The organism is Paralcaligenes sp. KSB-10 (assembly GCF_021266465.1).
Taxonomy (GTDB): Bacteria; Pseudomonadota; Gammaproteobacteria; order Burkholderiales; family Burkholderiaceae_B.
The window spans coordinates 4104606-4120027 of the sequence record NZ_CP089848.1; the positions used below are offsets into that span (position 1 = coordinate 4104606).

Sequence of the window (15422 nt, forward strand, 5' to 3'; positions counted from 1 at the left end):
TGGGTGTATGAAAAAATCATTGAACCTGCGCCAGGTCGAGGCTTTCAAAGCCGTGATCGAATACGGTACGGTCAATCGCGCGGCGGAAGCCTTGTTCGTGTCTCAGCCCGCGGTCAGCAAGCTGCTGATGAAACTCGAAGAGGCCACCGGCCTGGCCCTGTTCGAGCGCGTCAAAGGCAAGCTGGCGCCTACGCCCCACGGCATGCGTTTGTATGAAGAAATCGACCGTATATTTGTCGGTCTGAATCAGATCGAAGTGGCGGTGGATTCCATTCGCCGCGATGAGCAGAGACAGCTGCGCATAGGCGTTATGCCTGCACTGTCTGGTTCGTTCGTGCGCCGTGTCACCATGGACTTTCTCAAGGTCAATCCCGGCGTCCATGTGTCCATACAGGCACGCAGTTCGCAGTTCCTGGCGGACTGGCTGGTAGCCAGACAGATTGACGTGGCTTTGGTCAGCAATGCTGTCGAGAACCCCTATATTGATCGGGAGCCCATGCTTTCTTCGCCTCTGTTCTGCGCGCTGCCCCCGAATCACGCCTTGACGCAGAAGCGGGTAATCCGCGCCAGCGACCTGGACAACGTTCCTTTCATCACGTTTGAGTCTGGCAGCCTGACAGACAAACTGGTGAGGCAGATTTTCAGCGCCGAGGGGGCGCACCTGAATCTCGTGCTCAATGCCGTGACGGCGCCCACGGTGTGCGAGTTTGTGGCGGCGGGCCTGGGTGCGTCGCTGGTCCATCCTTTGTTTGCGGAATGGGTAGGCAAACGCATTGTTCTGCGGCGTTTCGATCCGGAAATCGTGGCCACTTTTCAGTTGTGCCGCGGGCGAGGCACCCGCAATGCAAACCTGGTCGAGTCTTTCATGAACGTGGCCCGGAGCGTGGCACAACAGGTATCGGATGAGTCGTTCCATAATGTGTGATGGCTTTCCGCTTACTTGGACTCGAACGTGGTCTTTTCGGTGATGGGCGGCGCCAGATTCAGCGAACCCTTCAGGTCATAGCCGTAGTGCACTTTGGCGGAATGAAGCCACACCTGCTTCAGGCCAAACAGTGGAATGCCGCAGACATCGTCATGAATCTTGCGCTGGGCGTCCTTCCAAAGCGCAAGCTGCTTGGCCGGATCGGGTTCGATACGGGCGGCGCGTATGCTTGTATCGGCAACCGAACAGTGCGAGAAGTTCGACATGGCGGTGGGCGAACCTATTTCCGACGCGGAGTCGAAGAACTCGGACAAATAGGCGTCGGCGTTCGGGAATCGGGCCGCGCCATAGAAGACGATGGCGCTTTGGTCTTTGCGGCTGCGCGCTTGGTAGGTGGCGTGGTCCACCACTTCCATATTCAGCTTGATGCCCGCTTCAGCCAGTTGCGCCTGCACGATTTCCATGATGGGCTGCTGGGCTGAAATGTTCGAGACTATAGACTTGAGTTCGATGCCGTTGGGGTAACCCGCCTCGGCCAGCAACTTCTTGGCTTTGGCTACATCGTGCACATAGGTACCCGCGCTGCAGTCATGACCCAGGTACCCTTCGGGCACCACGGAGCAGCCCTTGGTCGCAACATCCTTGCCCGCATACTTCACGATTTGGTCGACATCGACGGCGGCTGCGATGGCCTGGCGCACCTTGAGATTATCCAGCGGCTTGAAGTGGCGGTTCAGGTGCAGAATGCGGAATTCGGCCGGTTCAAAAATATCAACATCATAGCCACGCTTGCGTGCGCGCTCTACCCACCGTTGTTCGCGCTTGCCCTGGATAATATCCACCTCGCCCGAGTCGAATGCCAGTTCGCGGGCGCTGTCCGAGGGAATCATGCGGTATAGGATGCCCGCAACCTTCGGCTTGCCCCGGTAGTACTTGTCGTTGGCAAGCAGCTTCACATACTGCTGGGTAACATGCTCGCTGAAAGCAAAGGGGCCCGTGCCTATGGGCGAGGCACCGAACTTGGTGCCCAGCTTTTCGGCGGCCTTCTTGCTGACGATATTGCCGCCGTGGTAGTTCGATACGCGGCCCAGGAAGCGTGCGTCGGGGTACTTCAGGGTGATGCGCACCGTGTAGTCGTCCAGGGCTTCAACCCTGTCTACGCCGACGAAAGTCGATGCAAAGCTCGAACGCTTTGGGTCGGCGGCGCGCTCCAGGGAGTAAACCACGTCCGCGGCGGTCAGTTCGCCATAGCCGCCGTGGAACTGCACGCCCTTGCGTAAGTGAAAGGTCCAGACCTTGCTGTTGTCCGACACGTCCCAGCTTTCGGCCAGGTCCGGTTCGAGTTTGGTGGGATCGGCGCTGCCGGGCGGGAAGCGAACCAGCGCATTGAACATCTGGCTGACCACGCCCTTGTCATGGGTGGAGGTGGCGCGATGCGGGTCAAGCGTGGCGTTATCGGCCGCGCCGGAGCTGATGCGCAGCGTGGGGCGTTGAGTGTCCTGCGCGTGGGCCGGTGCCGGCGGCACGGTGCAGAGGCCAAGCGCGACCAGGGCCAGGGCGGGCAGTAGATTCAGCTTCATGATGTCTCCTCGATCCAGTTGGTTTAGTGCTGTAGTGGCACATGCTAGATTCGGGGAGAATATGAGTCAAAGTCCTTTATTTACATACCGTATTCAAAAAGGTTATAGAGTAGGTGGATTGAGGACTTTGTGGCAGGAGGCGATGAAAAATTTAAGGGTTTTTACTTAGGGGGACGATTGCTGGGAATTTAGGGTTAATCCTAGTTTGGAAAGCTGGATTCGCCTGTATTCACGCTTCAGTCAACCCCCGCTACCTGATTGCCATAAACGATTTCCGATACGCCACTCGCAATAGGCATCAAGGCATTTGCCAACGATGGCAAGACCGCCGTGGCGTACTGATGGCGGAACATGGTTGCACTGCACACATATTCCACGATTCGATCCGCATTGGACGAAACAGGAACGGCCAATGCTGTTACCGACCTGTTCATATACCCCTCGTCCAGCCCCCAGCCTACGCGCTTTGCTTTCCTGGCTTGTGCCATGAACTGGGCGAATGTCAGTGATCGATCCCATCGCAATTCATTGAAGATGGCTTCGCGCGTGGCGTCTTCCAGGCCGCTCTGCAGAGCCAGCACGCGTCCCATTCCTCCCATCAGTATGGGTAAACGCTGGCCTATGGGCATTTGAACATTCACGGCTGTGTGGCAGCTGGCAACGGCAACCAATTCCATGCGCGTCAAGGATTGCCGCTGCCAGATCGTCGCGGTGACTTTCCAGCGATCGGCGTACCCCTGCAAACGCGGCATAACTTCGCGCAGATCGACCGTTCGCGAGGCTGTCCGGTGCGCCAGGTTCACAAAACTGCTGCCCAGAACATAACGCTTTCCCGGGCCGATAAGATCGGCGCCCGCTATCCATCCCACCGCAAGCAGGGTTTGAACCAGATTGAAGCAGGTGCTGGGGTTGAGGCCAAGTTCGCGCGCGGCGTCCGCGGCACTCCAGGGCACGTGGCAGTTGGCCGCGTAGGTCATGAGCCGTGTGGCCTGAAAGGCCGCGCCCACCACCTTTCCAGCGGCAAGATCCAGGTCTTGCGGCGTGCGGGCCAGGGGGCCCGCTCCTTCGAATATCTCAGATTTAGTCATATTTATTTTCTATGGAGAATTTTATAATCTCATATAAGAATAACATTTGACAAGGGCCTCCGTTGGATTGAAACTTCCCTCATCAAAGAAGGCGCGGCGCGATCGGGCCGACAAAGAATGCGTGGAGGCAAGACAATGGGTAAGTTGGACGGTGTTCGCATTATTGACATGAGCAGGGTGCTGGCTGGCCCCCTGGCCGGTCAGATGCTCGCCGACCTGGGTGCCGAGGTGATCAAGATCGAGCAGCCAGGCACGGGCGATGAGGCCCGTCGCTATGGGCCGCCCTTTCTGGGGGAGGAAGACGAAGGCGGAACAGCGTTTTTCCTGGCGGCGAATCGCAACAAACGCTCGGTGGCCGTGGATTTTTCCAAGCCTGAGGGTAGCCGTATCGTGCAGCAGTTGGTGGCCAAATCAGACGTCGTCATTGAAAACTTTCGTGTCGGCACGCTGGCGCGCCACGGCCTGGATTATGCAAGCCTGTCGGCGCAGAACCCTGGGCTTGTCTATTGCTCGTTGACCGGTTTCGGCCAGTCCGGCCCATACGCCAGGCGCCCCGGCTACGACGCGATCTTCCAGTCCATGGGGGGCTTGATGAGCAGCATCGGCTACCCGGACGAGCATCCGGCGGGCGGGCCTCTGCGCACGGGCCTTTCCATTACCGATGTCATTACAAGCTTGTATGCCGATGTGGCGATTGTTGCGGCCTTGCACGCACGTGCGCATAACGGCGGCCAGGGCGATTACATCGATCTCGCGCTGCTGGATTCGACGGTGGCCACCATGTCGCATTACGCCATGCATTATCTTATCTCCGGGCAGATGCTTCCCCGCCGAGGCAACTCGGGTAACGGCGGTGTGCCATCCCAGGTCTTCAAGTGCCGCGATGGCTCGATCATGCTCACCGTGGGCAACGATGCGCAGTTCGTCCGATTTTGCCAGGCGCTGGGCTGCCCGGAATGGGCCAGCGACGATCGCTTCTCGGCCGGCGTCATGCGTATCCGAAACCGCGACACCCTGATTCCGATTCTGGAGGCGCATTTTGCCGAGCGCAACGCGGCGGAATGCCTGCAGGCACTGGTGGCGGCGGACATCCCGGCAGGTGCCATCAACAACATGGCACAGACCTTTGCCGACCCGCAAGTTGCTGCCCGAACATTGCGCGCGCCAGTGCGCGACGATGGCCGTGGCCCGCTCGATGTCATTGCGAATCCGATCCGGTTTACGCACGACCCAATCGACACCTATATCAGGCCGCCCCTGCTGGGCGAACACACAGACGAAGTGCTGGGCGGACTGCTTTGTTATTCGGCGGAAGATCTCACCCGGCTGGCCGGCACGGGCGTCATAGGTCGCCGCCCATCGGCTACAGACGCATCAACACTTTAATAGGTTAAAGAGGATATCTAATGACTATTCGCCTCACCGAGCAGCAACAGGCGCTTGTTGAACAGGTTAAACGCTTTGCCCAACGCGAAGTGCTTCCCTTGGAGCAAAGAGCAAGGAATGATCCCGACTACGGCTCCAGATTATTGGCGGCGCTGGGATCGGCCGGCATGCTCGGGCTCGATATTCCCGAGACCTATGGCGGCATAGGCCTGCCTCACCTGGATGCGGCCATGTGCATAGAAGAAATGGCTCGCCATAGTCTGGATGCCGCCGGTTTTATGTCGGCGGCCAGCCTGGGCCAGGCCTATTACATCTACGCGTTTGGCACGGAAGAGCATCGCAGGCGCTACTTGCCGGAAATCTGCGCCGGCAAGTACACGGTTGCCATCGGCATCACCGAGCCCGGCGCGGGCACTGCCTCGACAGCCTTGACGACGCGCGCGGCCATGGGTGAGCGCATTGTCATCAATGGGCGCAAGCACTACGTGTCCAATGTCCCCAATGCGGGACTCTTCATTATTTATTGCCGTGTCAGCAACGCGCCTCGCGCGAAAGGCATAGGCGCCATACTTGTCGAACGCGGCACCCCGGGATTTTCCATTGACCGGCTCAGCGAGAATATGGCCGGAAGCTACCAGGCGGACCTGCTGTTCGAGGATTGCGAAGTACCGGCCGGCAATCTGCTCGTTGGTGAAGGCGGGTTTGCCGAACTGACCAATTGCTACAACCTGGAGCGCTGCGGCGGCACGGCGCTGGTTCTGGGAACGGCCATCGGTGCCTATGACATGGCCCTGGAACATGTGTCGCACCGCGAACAATTCGGTAGAAGCCTTGTTTCCTTCCAGGCTGTGCAAATGCGGCTGGCAAACATGGCGATCCAGATCCAGGCCGCTCGGCTGATGCTGTATCACGCATTGGGTATAAGCGAGGGCTGGCCCGATGCGCAAGAGTCGTCGATGGTCAAGGTATTCGGCAATGAGACGGCCAAGAGCGTTTCGGACGAAGCCATCCAGTTAATGGGCGGCGCGGGCTACCTCAAAGACCTTGGCGTCGAGCGCCGCTATCGATATGTACGCGGCTATTCGATTGCCGGCGGCCCGCTGGATATCCACCGAACAATGATTGCAGGTTGGCTGGTGGGGCGCCGCTTCAGCCAATGGGCGGATGCAAGCACCCCGCTTTAGCAGATTGACGGCGCGATTGAATTTACAAACACAAAAGGAGACAAATCGTGATGAATTTAAAATGGAATCCCGCAGCATGTGTGGCGCTGGCGGCAGCCTTGATTGCCGGCAGTGCGGTGGCCGCTCCAGAGCGGACTAAAGTCACCATCGCCATCGGCACCAGCGTCATAGACGCCTCGCAGGCGAACAATACCTCTGTTCCCATCTACACGGGCTGTTGGCAACGCGAAGGCCTGGATGTGACGATCCAGCCGACCAACTCGTCCTCAGCCATGCAAGCCGTGCTCTCGGGTCAGGCACAGTTCGTGAACATGGGGCCGGGCGCCGCAATCCTCGCTCGGGCCAAAGGCGCGCCCATCAAGGCGGTATACCTGAACATGCGCCGCAACTTCCAGTTTCCGGTTGTACTCGCGTCCAGCTCCATCAAATCCATTCAAGACTTCAAGGGCAAGACGATAGGCGTGATTTCCTATGGTGCGCAGTTGGTGGAGATCATCAAGGGCATGCTTGCGGAGGCCGGCCTGGATCCCAATAAAGATGTTACCTTTGTGGAAACCGGTGCAGGCGCGCAAGCCATAGCGGCGTTGACCAGCGGCAGGGTGGATGTATGGGGTACCTGGGATTCGCAGATTGCAACGGCGGAGAACATGGGCATCAAGCTGCGCCGCTTCACCACCCCGGAAGCCGAGAAACTGGTTTTTGGCGGTTCCTACTTTGTGCGAGACGACTACGTCAAAAGTCACCCGGAAGTCATTGAGAAAGTGCTGCGCTGCGTGGCAGAAGGCTCCGCACTGGTGCTGGCCAATCCCGAAGGCGCGGTCAAGGCGCACTGGAAGGTCTATCCCAGCAGCAAGCCGACGAATCTGAGCGATGCGGAGGCCATGAAGCAGGCACTCAATCTGATCAAGGTTCGCAGTGAATTCCTTCGGCTTGAGCCCGGCATGCGCTGGGGTGAATTTCCTCCCAAGGCGGCAAAGGTGATGGTGGATTTCATGCGTGCCAACAAGCGTCTGAAAGGTGAGCTGGACCCCGAAACGCTGTATACCAACCAGTTTGTTCCCGCCATCAACAAGTTTGATCCGCAGTCTATCCAGCAACAAGCGGCATCGCTGGGGAAGTGATCCCGCGGTCTTCCGGAAGAGGTCCAGTCTATGCACAATCGAACTGCAACGCCGACGCCCATGGCGCGCCTGAGGGCACTGCTGGAAAGCCGATCCGCTGTTCCGGCCCCTGGCTGTCATGACCCTTTGGGGGCGTTACTGATCGCGGAGGCGGGCTTCGAGGCTGTCTCGCTGTCGGGGTATTCCGTGGCCGCAAGCCACGGCAAGCCCGATATCGGCTTGATCAGCGGAACTCAAATGGCTGCGCATGCCGGGGCTATCGCCGAAATAGTATCCCTGCCGGTGGTGGCGGATGCGGACACCGGGTACGGGGGCATCAGCAACATCGCCGAGACCGTAAAAGCCTATGAGCGCGCAGGAGTCGCTGCGCTGCATCTGGAAGACCAGCTCAACCCCAAGCGCTGCGGCGCGATGGCGTCAAAGTCCCTGGTTTCGGACGAGGAAATGTCCCAGCGCCTGCGCGCCGCCATTGCCGCCCGCGGCGAAATGCTGATCATCGGACGAACCGATGCATTGACCATCGCCGGCTTGCCGGAGGCCATCCGGCGATGCAAAAGCATGGCGGATAGCGGCGTGGATGCGGTCATGGTGCCTTCGCTATCTTCTTTGGAGGACATCGAGCGCGTCGTTCAGGCATCCCCGGTACCCGTCCTGCATACGGTAGCGGAAACCGTGCGGCCGCTTTATACCCAGTCGCAACTTGAATCGACGGGGCTGGGCATGGTGTTGTACTCGATTTCGCTCATCCAGGCCATCGTTCACGTGCAACGCGCGATCCTGTCCGAGTTGAAGCAGCGCGGCAGTACGGCGTCATTTGTCGATGCCATGCTTCCCCTGTCCCAGCTCTCTGATTTTCTCGGCGCCAGGCGCTACGCTGAATTCGAATCGCAAGTGCTTGCGAAGGCGGGGTAAACCATGGCAATGTCGCTGGCGCAAAAAATCCTTGCACGGGCAAGTGGAAAAGCCGTCGTGGAAGAGGGTGAAATTATCTGGGCCAAGCCAGACCTGGTCACGGTTCCCGAAGTGTCATTTCCCGCCTATGTGAAGCGCTTGAGGGATATAGGCATAACAAAGTTTGCCTATCCCGAGCGCATCGTCGTGGCCATCGACCATGAAGTGCCGGTGCACAGTCAGGCCGGCGCCGAGCGAAATCGCCTGACCCGGCAGTTGGCCGAGTCGTGCCGGGTGGGTCATTTTTTCGACGGAGAGGGCATCACGCATCCGCTCGTTGTCGAACGCGGCCTGGTGTCTCCCGGGATGTTCGTCGTCGGGGCGGACACGCATACTTCGGGCATCGGCGGAACCGGTGCGCTGGCCATACCCTTCGGCATGGAAGTGACCATGCCCATGGCCCGCGGCGACATCTGGATTCGCGTTCCGGGCACCGTGCGGGTACAGGTGAACGGAGTGCTTCCGGCCGGCGTCGGCGCGCGCGACATTGTATTGGCGGCGCTGAAACAGATCGATGAAGAGATGGCGAACTACAGGGTCATTGAATATGTGGGCGATACGATTCCCACCCTGTCCATTCCCGAGCGCATGACGATCGCCGGCCTGAGTATCGATTGCGGCGCGGAAACGGGCATTGTGCCGGCCGACGCCGCCGCTGTGCGGGCCTTGCGCGCGTTGGGCGTGAGCGATGCGGCAATACTCGCGGGCGATAGCGCGGCGCCGGTGCACCACGAGATCTACATCGACGCCAACCGCCTGGCGCCGCAGGTAAGCATTCCGCCCTCGCCCACGCAGGTTCGCGATGTGACGGAGCTGGAAGCGGTGCGGATCGACCACGCCTATATAGGCAGCTGTGCTTCCGGCAGCCTGGTCGAGCTGCAGGAGGCCGCCCGATTGCTGGACGGGCGTCGCGTTCATCCCGAAGTCCAGCTCCTGATCATCCCCGCCACACGCAAGATACATGAACAGGCCATGCAGGACGGCACTCTGAGTATCTTGATGCGCGCGGGCGCCCAGTTGGCGCCGTCCACCTGCGGGCCATGCTTTGGCGGGCTGGCACAGCTGGGCGCGGGCGAAGTCCGCATCAGCACAAGCACGCGGAATGATCGCGGCCGAATGGGCAGCCCCGACGCAAACATCTATCTTGCAAGCGCCCTGACCGTCGCGGCTTCGGCGCTTACCGGGCACATCACGGATGTGCGCACCTTCCTTTCTTCTCATGGATAGACCGGGCATGAATCTAGTTTACGAAGGACGATGCTGGAAACTGGACGCCGATGTTTCCAGCGACGAGCTGATCTCGGCGCGCCATGTGTTCGAGTACGACCCCCAGCAGCTGCGCAAACACCTGCTGGCGGAGCTGCGCCCCGCCTTTGCGCAGGAAGCCAAGGAGGGGGACCTCATCGTCGCCGGCAAGCGATTTGCGCATGGCAGCCAGCATACGCATCCCTTCCTGGCCATGAAAGCAATGGGGCTGGGATTGGTGGCGCACAGGCTTTTGCGCCCACCTTTTCGCCTGGCCATTTACTGCGGGGTTCCGCTGCTGGAAATAGGCGATGAGGCTTTGACAATGTTCGACGATGGAGACCGGATGCGTGTCGATTTCGAGACCGGCCAAATCAGCAACCTGAGCCGCAACCGGCAGGTTGAGGTAGCGCCCCTCCCGGCCTTTTTGTTGCAGATCGTTCAAGCCGGCGGCGGCTTGGGCTATTTAAGCACGAGCCACACCCGCTCCGCCTCAATGGAAGCCTCGCATGATTCCTGACATCAAAGATCGACACGCTGTCGCCTCCATGCCAAACCCGGCACAAGCCACGCCCCTGATTCAGATCGAAGGCCTGGAGAAATCCTATCGATCGCAGGACGGCGGCAGCATCCGGGCGCTGGGCCCCATAACGCTGGATATCCACGAAAAGGAATTCCTGACCATAGTCGGTCCGTCCGGATGCGGAAAGTCCACCTTGCTCAGGCTTTTGGCCGGGCTCATAGAACGAAGCTCGGGCAGCATTCGGATACGTGGCCAGGCGATCTTCGGCCCGCAGCAGGACATCGGTGTGGTCTTTCAATCGCCCGTGCTCCTGCCCTGGAGAACCGCGGTCGAGAACGTAATGCTGCCGGCCGCGGTAAACAAGCAGGACCCCACCCGCAGCAAGGCTCGCGCCCTGGACCTTTTGTCCATGGTGGGTTTGGGCGATTTTCATGCCAAATACCCGAATGAGCTGTCGGGCGGCATGCAGCAGCGCGTCGCCATTGCCCGGGCGCTGATGCACGAGCCTTCCACGCTGCTGATGGACGAACCCTTCGGCGCGCTCGATGCGATGACCCGGGAAAACATGAACGTTGAAATTCGACGCTTATGGGCTGAAGCTGGGAAAACCGTGATTTTTGTGACCCATTCCATTCCAGAAGCGGTTTTCCTGGGAACCCGCGTCCTGGTGCTATCCAACCGGCCAGGGCAAATCGCAGAGATTGTCGAGGTCGACCTCGACGATGACCGCACACTGGATATTGTCGCAAGCGATGTCTTCGGCACCTATACTCGCCGCATACGCCGTCACTTCAATTCACATGGAGCTATCGAATGAGCGGCGCCAGCGTACCCAAGCACACCCGTGTTCCGCAAGGAGAACCCGTGAACAAGCAAGCGCAACAAGCGGCATTGGAGCCCTTGCCGTCCGACGACCCGCGTGGTCGTGGCAATTGGCTCGAATGGGTGTGCATACCGCTTTTATTTGTGGTGGTCGTCGGCGGCTGGGAGGCAACCGTAAGACTGCTCAAAATACCCATCTATGTCGTGCCGGCGCCATCGGCCATCTGGCAGTCATTGGTCAGGGGGATTTCGAGTGGACTCTTTATTTCCAATGGCCTGGTAACCCTGGGCGAGGCATTTCTGGGCTTTCTGGGTGCTTCCGTGCTGGCCATATTCCTGGGCAGTGTCATTGCGCAATCGCGATTCATGGAGCGGGTCATTTACCCGTATTTGATTGCGATTCAAACCACACCCAAAGTGGCTATCGCGCCCTTGTTCATTATCTGGTTCGGCTTTGGCATTTCATCCAAAGTGATTATTGCGGGAATCATCGCCTTCTTCCCTATTCTGGTGAACGTGATTGCCGGATTGCGTTCCACCGACCCGCAACGGATCGAACTGATGCGTTCGCTGCGGGCCTCTCGCTGGCAGATCTTCAAGATGGTGATGCTGCCCAGCGCCTTGCCCATGATCTTCGCCGGGCTTCAGGTCGCGGTGATCTTCAGCCTGCTTGGCGCGATTGTCGGTGAGTTCGTGGGGTCGCGGCAAGGGCTGGGGAACCTGATCATGCAGATGAATATCAACCTGGATACCGCGGGTGTTTTCGCTGTGCTGGTTTGCCTTTCCAGCATAGGGATCACACTGCACTTGATCATGCGCTGGCTGCAGCAAAAGCTGCTGTTCTGGGCCGATCAGAACAAGATTCCAGGCACCTGAACAATCCGCGGATTTTATTAGGGAGGGAAAGTATGAGCTTCAAAGTACGTAAACTGGGCTCCGCACTCGGAGCGGAAGTCATAGGGCTGGATCTTACGCAAACACTGGATGGCGACACCATCGCCGCGCTGCTTGCCGCCTGGTCCGAACACCTGATTCTATTGTTCCGGGACCAATCCTTGACGCCGACGCAGCAAATTGCGTTCAGCCGGTATTTCGGCGAACTGGACGACCATGCGGCCATCCCGAAATTTCGCCATGCCGAGCACCCGGAGATACTGATGGTCAACAACCGCGAAGCGGCGACCAACAAGCGGCTGTCCGTCGGGCGCCAATGGCATTCGGATCTTTCCACGACCCTGCGGCCAGCCAAAGGGTCGCTGCTGCACGCGATCCAGTTGCCCATGGTCGGCGGGGACACCATGTTCTGCAATATGTACCGTGCCTGGGACGGGCTGTCGCCCTTGTTGCAGGAATGGCTGTCCGGCAGGGACGCGATCCACGACATGACCATCGCCCGCGAGACGCAGCTACAGCGTACGCATGCAGAACTGGAAGAAATCCGTCTGCGGAATCCCCGTGTCTATCAGCCCATCTGTCGAATTCATGAAGCTACAGGGAAAAAAGCGCTATACGTCAGCGAGATGACCACTTCCCAGATCGATGGCTTGACCAGGGAAGAGAGCCAACCTATCCTGGAATACCTGTATCGGCAAAGCACCGTGCATGAAAACGTTTATCGCCACGTCTGGCGTAAAGGCGACTCCGTGTTATGGGACAACCGCTGTGTAATGCATATCGCGCTGGCCGACTACGACGATTCTGAAAGGCGCACCATGCATCGAACCACACTGAAGGGCAGTCCGTCTGGACGCCTGGTCCAAGCCGCTTGAGCCCAATCGCCGACTTCAACCTTTTTTGGATAAGCTTCCGCCAGCCATGAAAATTCGTGAAATTGCCTCGGGGCTGCACTTTCCAGAAGGCCCGATCGCCATGGACGACGGATCCATTCTTTTGGTGGAAATTGCGGGCGGCACGCTTACCCGGGTGTCGGCAGATGGAAAGGTCCAGCGCCTTGTGGAATTGGGAGGAGGCCCTAATGGGGCCGCGCTCGCGCCCGACGGCAGCGTCATCATATGCAATAACGGCGGCATGCAATTTACAAGTTTGGACGACGGCACCTTGCGCCCCGGGCATGAACCGGCAGACTACTCGGGCGGCCGAATCGAGCGCGTCGATCTCGCCACCAAACGAGTGGAACGCCTGTTCGATGCGGTCGAGGGCGAAAGGCTTAAAGGGCCCAACGATATCGTCTTCGACAAGCATGGAGGATTTTATTTTACCGATCTGGGCAAGGCCAGGCCGCATAACCTGGATTGGGGCGGTGTCTTTTACGCACCGGGAATCCGGGCCGAACCCAAGGCCGTCGCCTATCCCGTCATGACGGCCAATGGCGTGGCACTGTCTCCCGACGGGGCCACACTGTACTATGCGGAAACCGAAGGGGCGCGCCTGTGGGCATTCGACATAGAAAGCCCCGGATGCGTCAGGCGCGAGCCCTGGCCATCGATGCAAGGAGGCCGACTGGTGGCGGCAGCGCCTGGTGGCCAGTACCAGCGTTTCGATTCCATGGCGGTGGATGTGCTGGGCAATTTGTATATAGGAACCCTGCTGCACGGCGGCATCACCATCATCTCCCCCGACGGGCTGATCTGCAAACACCTGCCTTTGCCAGACCGTTATCCAACCAATATGTGCTTCGGCGGACCCGATATGAGGACGCTGTACGTGACCTTGAGTGCCTCGGGGCGCCTGATTGCCATTGATGATTGGCCGGTGCCGGGGTTGAGGTTGAATTGATGGGGTGGGGCTACCTCGTTGATTAACCAAGCGTGTATCGCCTTATCGAGGGCAGGCAATGCGCGCAGACCATCGTGGATGACTTCGCTTGACTTTATATCTTAAGATATATATCGTACGATATATTATCTTATGTAAGGACAGTCAAAATGAGATACGAACATTCCCATTCCCGGCCGGATCGCGAGGGCGGCGGTGCCGGTTTTCTTTCCCTCGATCGCTTTTCGCTGCACGCGCTGTGGCATGCCATAGGCCGCGGCCATCATGGTCACCACGGTCCGCGCGGCGGTGGTCCGTTTGGCGGCGCCGACTTCGGTTTCGGTTCGGGCGACGGGCGCATGCCGCGCGGGCGCAAGTTCACTTCCGACGATCTGCAGTTGCTGCTGCTCGCCTTGCTGGCGGAAGAGCCGCGTCACGGCTACGAATTGATCAAGGCACTGGAAGTGCGTTCCAACGGCTTTTACACCCCTAGCGCCGGCATGGTGTATCCGGCGCTCACGCATATGGAAGAACTGGACTATGTGACCGTGGAGGCGCAGGGCAACCGCAAGCGCTATGCGCTGGCCGCGGTGGGCCAGGCGTATCTGGCGGCGAATCGCGAGCGGGTCGATTTGATGTTCGCGAAGCTGGGGCACTTTGCGCGCAAGATGGATTCGGTGCGGCGTGCCTTTGCGGGCGACAGCGGTTCGGACGATGCGTCGGACAACCCTGGGGGATGGTTGCCGGCGTTCACACAGGCACGGCGTGCGCTGAAGCATGCGCTGCTGCTGCGTGATAACGCCTCGGCGGAAGAGCAGCGGCGGCTTGCGGGCATTCTTGCCCGAGCCACGGCGGAGATAGAGTCGGTGGCCGCGCCTGCACGGGAGGGCAACCGCGATGAATGACATGACTATACAGCAGCCGGATTTGAGCGTCGTGCGCGTGCGGCATGCGCTGAAGGCGCGCTTGCTGCGGGCGACGCGTGTGCAGTCTGTCACGCCGCATTTGCTGCGTGTTACCGTGGCGGGCGCGGATCTTGAGGGGTTCGAGTCGGCGTCGTTCGACGACCATGTGAAAGTGTTCTTTCCTGTGCCCGGGGAAGACAAACCGCTTATGCCGGTGTTTGGGCCGAATGGTCCGATTTTTTCCGCGCAGGAGCCCAGGCCGGTGTCACGCGATTTCACGCCGCGCCGCTACGACGCCGATGCGGGGGAGCTGGATATCGAGTTCGCGCTGCACGGCACGGGGCCTGCCACACACTGGGCTGCACAAGCTCGGGTGGGGCAGTATCTGGGCATAGGCGGGCCACGTGGGTCGATGATTATTCCGACCAGTTTTGACTGGCATATGCTGATTGGGGATGAAACGGCACTGCCCGCGATTGCGCGGCGTGTCGAGGAATTGCCGGCGGGGACGCGGGTTATTGCGCTGATGGAAGTTGGGCAGCCGGATGCTCGGATCCCATTCGACACAAAGGCGGATCTTAGTGCGGAGTGGCGCTTTCGCAGCGAAGCCGAGTTTCCCGGCGCTGGCTTGTTGGCAGCCCTGCGCGAGATCGCCATGCCCGAGGGGGAAGGGTATGTGTGGGCGGCCGGAGAATCGAGCCTGATCCGCGCCGCGCGCCAGGTGCTGTGCGACGAACGCGGCATCGACAAGAAACGTATTCGCGCAGCCAGCTACTGGAAGCGAGGTGTTGACGCTGTGCATGAAACGATTGATGATTGAAAAAGCCTTTGTCGGATATTGGCCTGCAATGCAGGTTGCCAATAGCGATGCTCATCTGAAAAATCTGAGCTTTCTGATATTGAAAGGGGGCATTGAGCTTGCTCCGCATTATGACCTGCTGAGTGTGGCATGTTATGAGTGATCTGGGGTTTGACCA

At 59.3% G+C, this 15422-nt stretch carries 16 protein-coding genes; 14 read left to right on the plus strand and 2 right to left on the minus strand.

Annotation, left to right across the window (positions count from 1 at the left end; genetic code table 11):
* Window positions 1–7 precede the first annotated feature (7 nt).
* Window positions 8–925, plus strand: a complete 918-nt coding sequence (locus LSG25_RS18785) for a LysR substrate-binding domain-containing protein (RefSeq protein WP_232742396.1) — start codon at window positions 8–10, stop codon at window positions 923–925.
* 11 nt (window positions 926–936) lie between these two features.
* Here the strand turns inward: LSG25_RS18785 and LSG25_RS18790 are convergent, their stop codons facing one another.
* Entirely contained in the window at window positions 937–2505 is a 1569-nt protein-coding gene (locus tag LSG25_RS18790) for an ABC transporter substrate-binding protein (protein WP_232742397.1), read from the minus strand.
* 236 nt (window positions 2506–2741) lie between these two features.
* Window positions 2742–3593, minus strand: a complete 852-nt coding sequence (locus tag LSG25_RS18795) for an IclR family transcriptional regulator (protein ID WP_232742398.1) — start codon at window positions 3591–3593, stop codon at window positions 2742–2744.
* 135 nt (window positions 3594–3728) lie between these two features.
* Between LSG25_RS18795 and LSG25_RS18800 the strand changes: the two genes are divergently transcribed.
* The 13 genes from LSG25_RS18800 (at window position 3729) to LSG25_RS18860 (ending at window position 15407) form a co-directional block, all read left to right on the plus strand.
* Window positions 3729–4979, plus strand: a complete 1251-nt coding sequence (locus tag LSG25_RS18800) for a CaiB/BaiF CoA-transferase family protein (RefSeq protein WP_232742399.1) — start codon at window positions 3729–3731, stop codon at window positions 4977–4979.
* A gap of 20 nt (window positions 4980–4999) precedes the next feature.
* The gene (locus LSG25_RS18805) at window positions 5000–6163 is read left to right on the plus strand and encodes an acyl-CoA dehydrogenase family protein (protein ID WP_232742400.1); all 1164 of its coding nucleotides are present in this window, start codon (window positions 5000–5002) and stop codon (window positions 6161–6163) included.
* 50 nt (window positions 6164–6213) lie between these two features.
* Window positions 6214–7284, plus strand: coding sequence for an ABC transporter substrate-binding protein (locus tag LSG25_RS18810; RefSeq protein ID WP_232744765.1), 1071 nt, complete (start codon window positions 6214–6216; stop codon window positions 7282–7284).
* Window positions 7285–7314: 30 nt separating this feature from the next.
* Window positions 7315–8196 carry an oxaloacetate decarboxylase gene (locus LSG25_RS18815; protein WP_232742401.1) on the plus strand — a complete coding sequence of 294 codons (882 nt, stop codon included), beginning with the start codon at window positions 7315–7317 and terminating at the stop codon, window positions 8194–8196.
* A gap of 3 nt (window positions 8197–8199) precedes the next feature.
* A complete protein-coding gene (locus LSG25_RS18820) occupies window positions 8200–9462 on the plus strand; it encodes an aconitase/3-isopropylmalate dehydratase large subunit family protein (RefSeq protein WP_232742402.1) in 1263 nt (420 codons plus the stop codon).
* A gap of 7 nt (window positions 9463–9469) precedes the next feature.
* Window positions 9470–10000, plus strand: coding sequence for a 3-isopropylmalate dehydratase (locus LSG25_RS18825; RefSeq protein ID WP_232742403.1), 531 nt, complete (start codon window positions 9470–9472; stop codon window positions 9998–10000).
* A 28-nt stretch (window positions 10001–10028) separates the two neighbouring features.
* Window positions 10029–10820: an ABC transporter ATP-binding protein gene (locus LSG25_RS18830; protein WP_232744766.1), complete on the plus strand. Its 792-nt coding sequence runs from the start codon at window positions 10029–10031 to the stop codon at window positions 10818–10820.
* Window positions 10817–11701: an ABC transporter permease gene (locus tag LSG25_RS18835; protein WP_232742404.1), complete on the plus strand. Its 885-nt coding sequence runs from the start codon at window positions 10817–10819 to the stop codon at window positions 11699–11701. Before LSG25_RS18830 ends, LSG25_RS18835 begins: the two co-directional genes overlap by 4 nt.
* Before the next feature lie 32 nt (window positions 11702–11733).
* Complete coding sequence (locus LSG25_RS18840) at window positions 11734–12594, plus strand: TauD/TfdA family dioxygenase (protein ID WP_232742405.1); 861 nt, start codon at window positions 11734–11736, stop codon at window positions 12592–12594.
* Between the two features lie 46 nt (window positions 12595–12640).
* Entirely contained in the window at window positions 12641–13561 is a 921-nt protein-coding gene (locus LSG25_RS18845; RefSeq protein ID WP_232742406.1) for an SMP-30/gluconolactonase/LRE family protein, read from the plus strand.
* Between the two features lie 149 nt (window positions 13562–13710).
* Window positions 13711–14445, plus strand: a complete 735-nt coding sequence (locus LSG25_RS18850) for a PadR family transcriptional regulator (protein ID WP_232742407.1) — start codon at window positions 13711–13713, stop codon at window positions 14443–14445.
* Window positions 14438–15265: a siderophore-interacting protein gene (locus LSG25_RS18855; RefSeq protein WP_232742408.1), complete on the plus strand. Its 828-nt coding sequence runs from the start codon at window positions 14438–14440 to the stop codon at window positions 15263–15265. Before LSG25_RS18850 ends, LSG25_RS18855 begins: the two co-directional genes overlap by 8 nt.
* On the plus strand, window positions 15258–15407 hold the full coding sequence (locus LSG25_RS18860; RefSeq protein ID WP_370635918.1) for a HipA domain-containing protein: 150 nt from the start codon (window positions 15258–15260) through the stop codon (window positions 15405–15407). Before LSG25_RS18855 ends, LSG25_RS18860 begins: the two co-directional genes overlap by 8 nt.
* Window positions 15408–15422 lie beyond the last annotated feature (15 nt).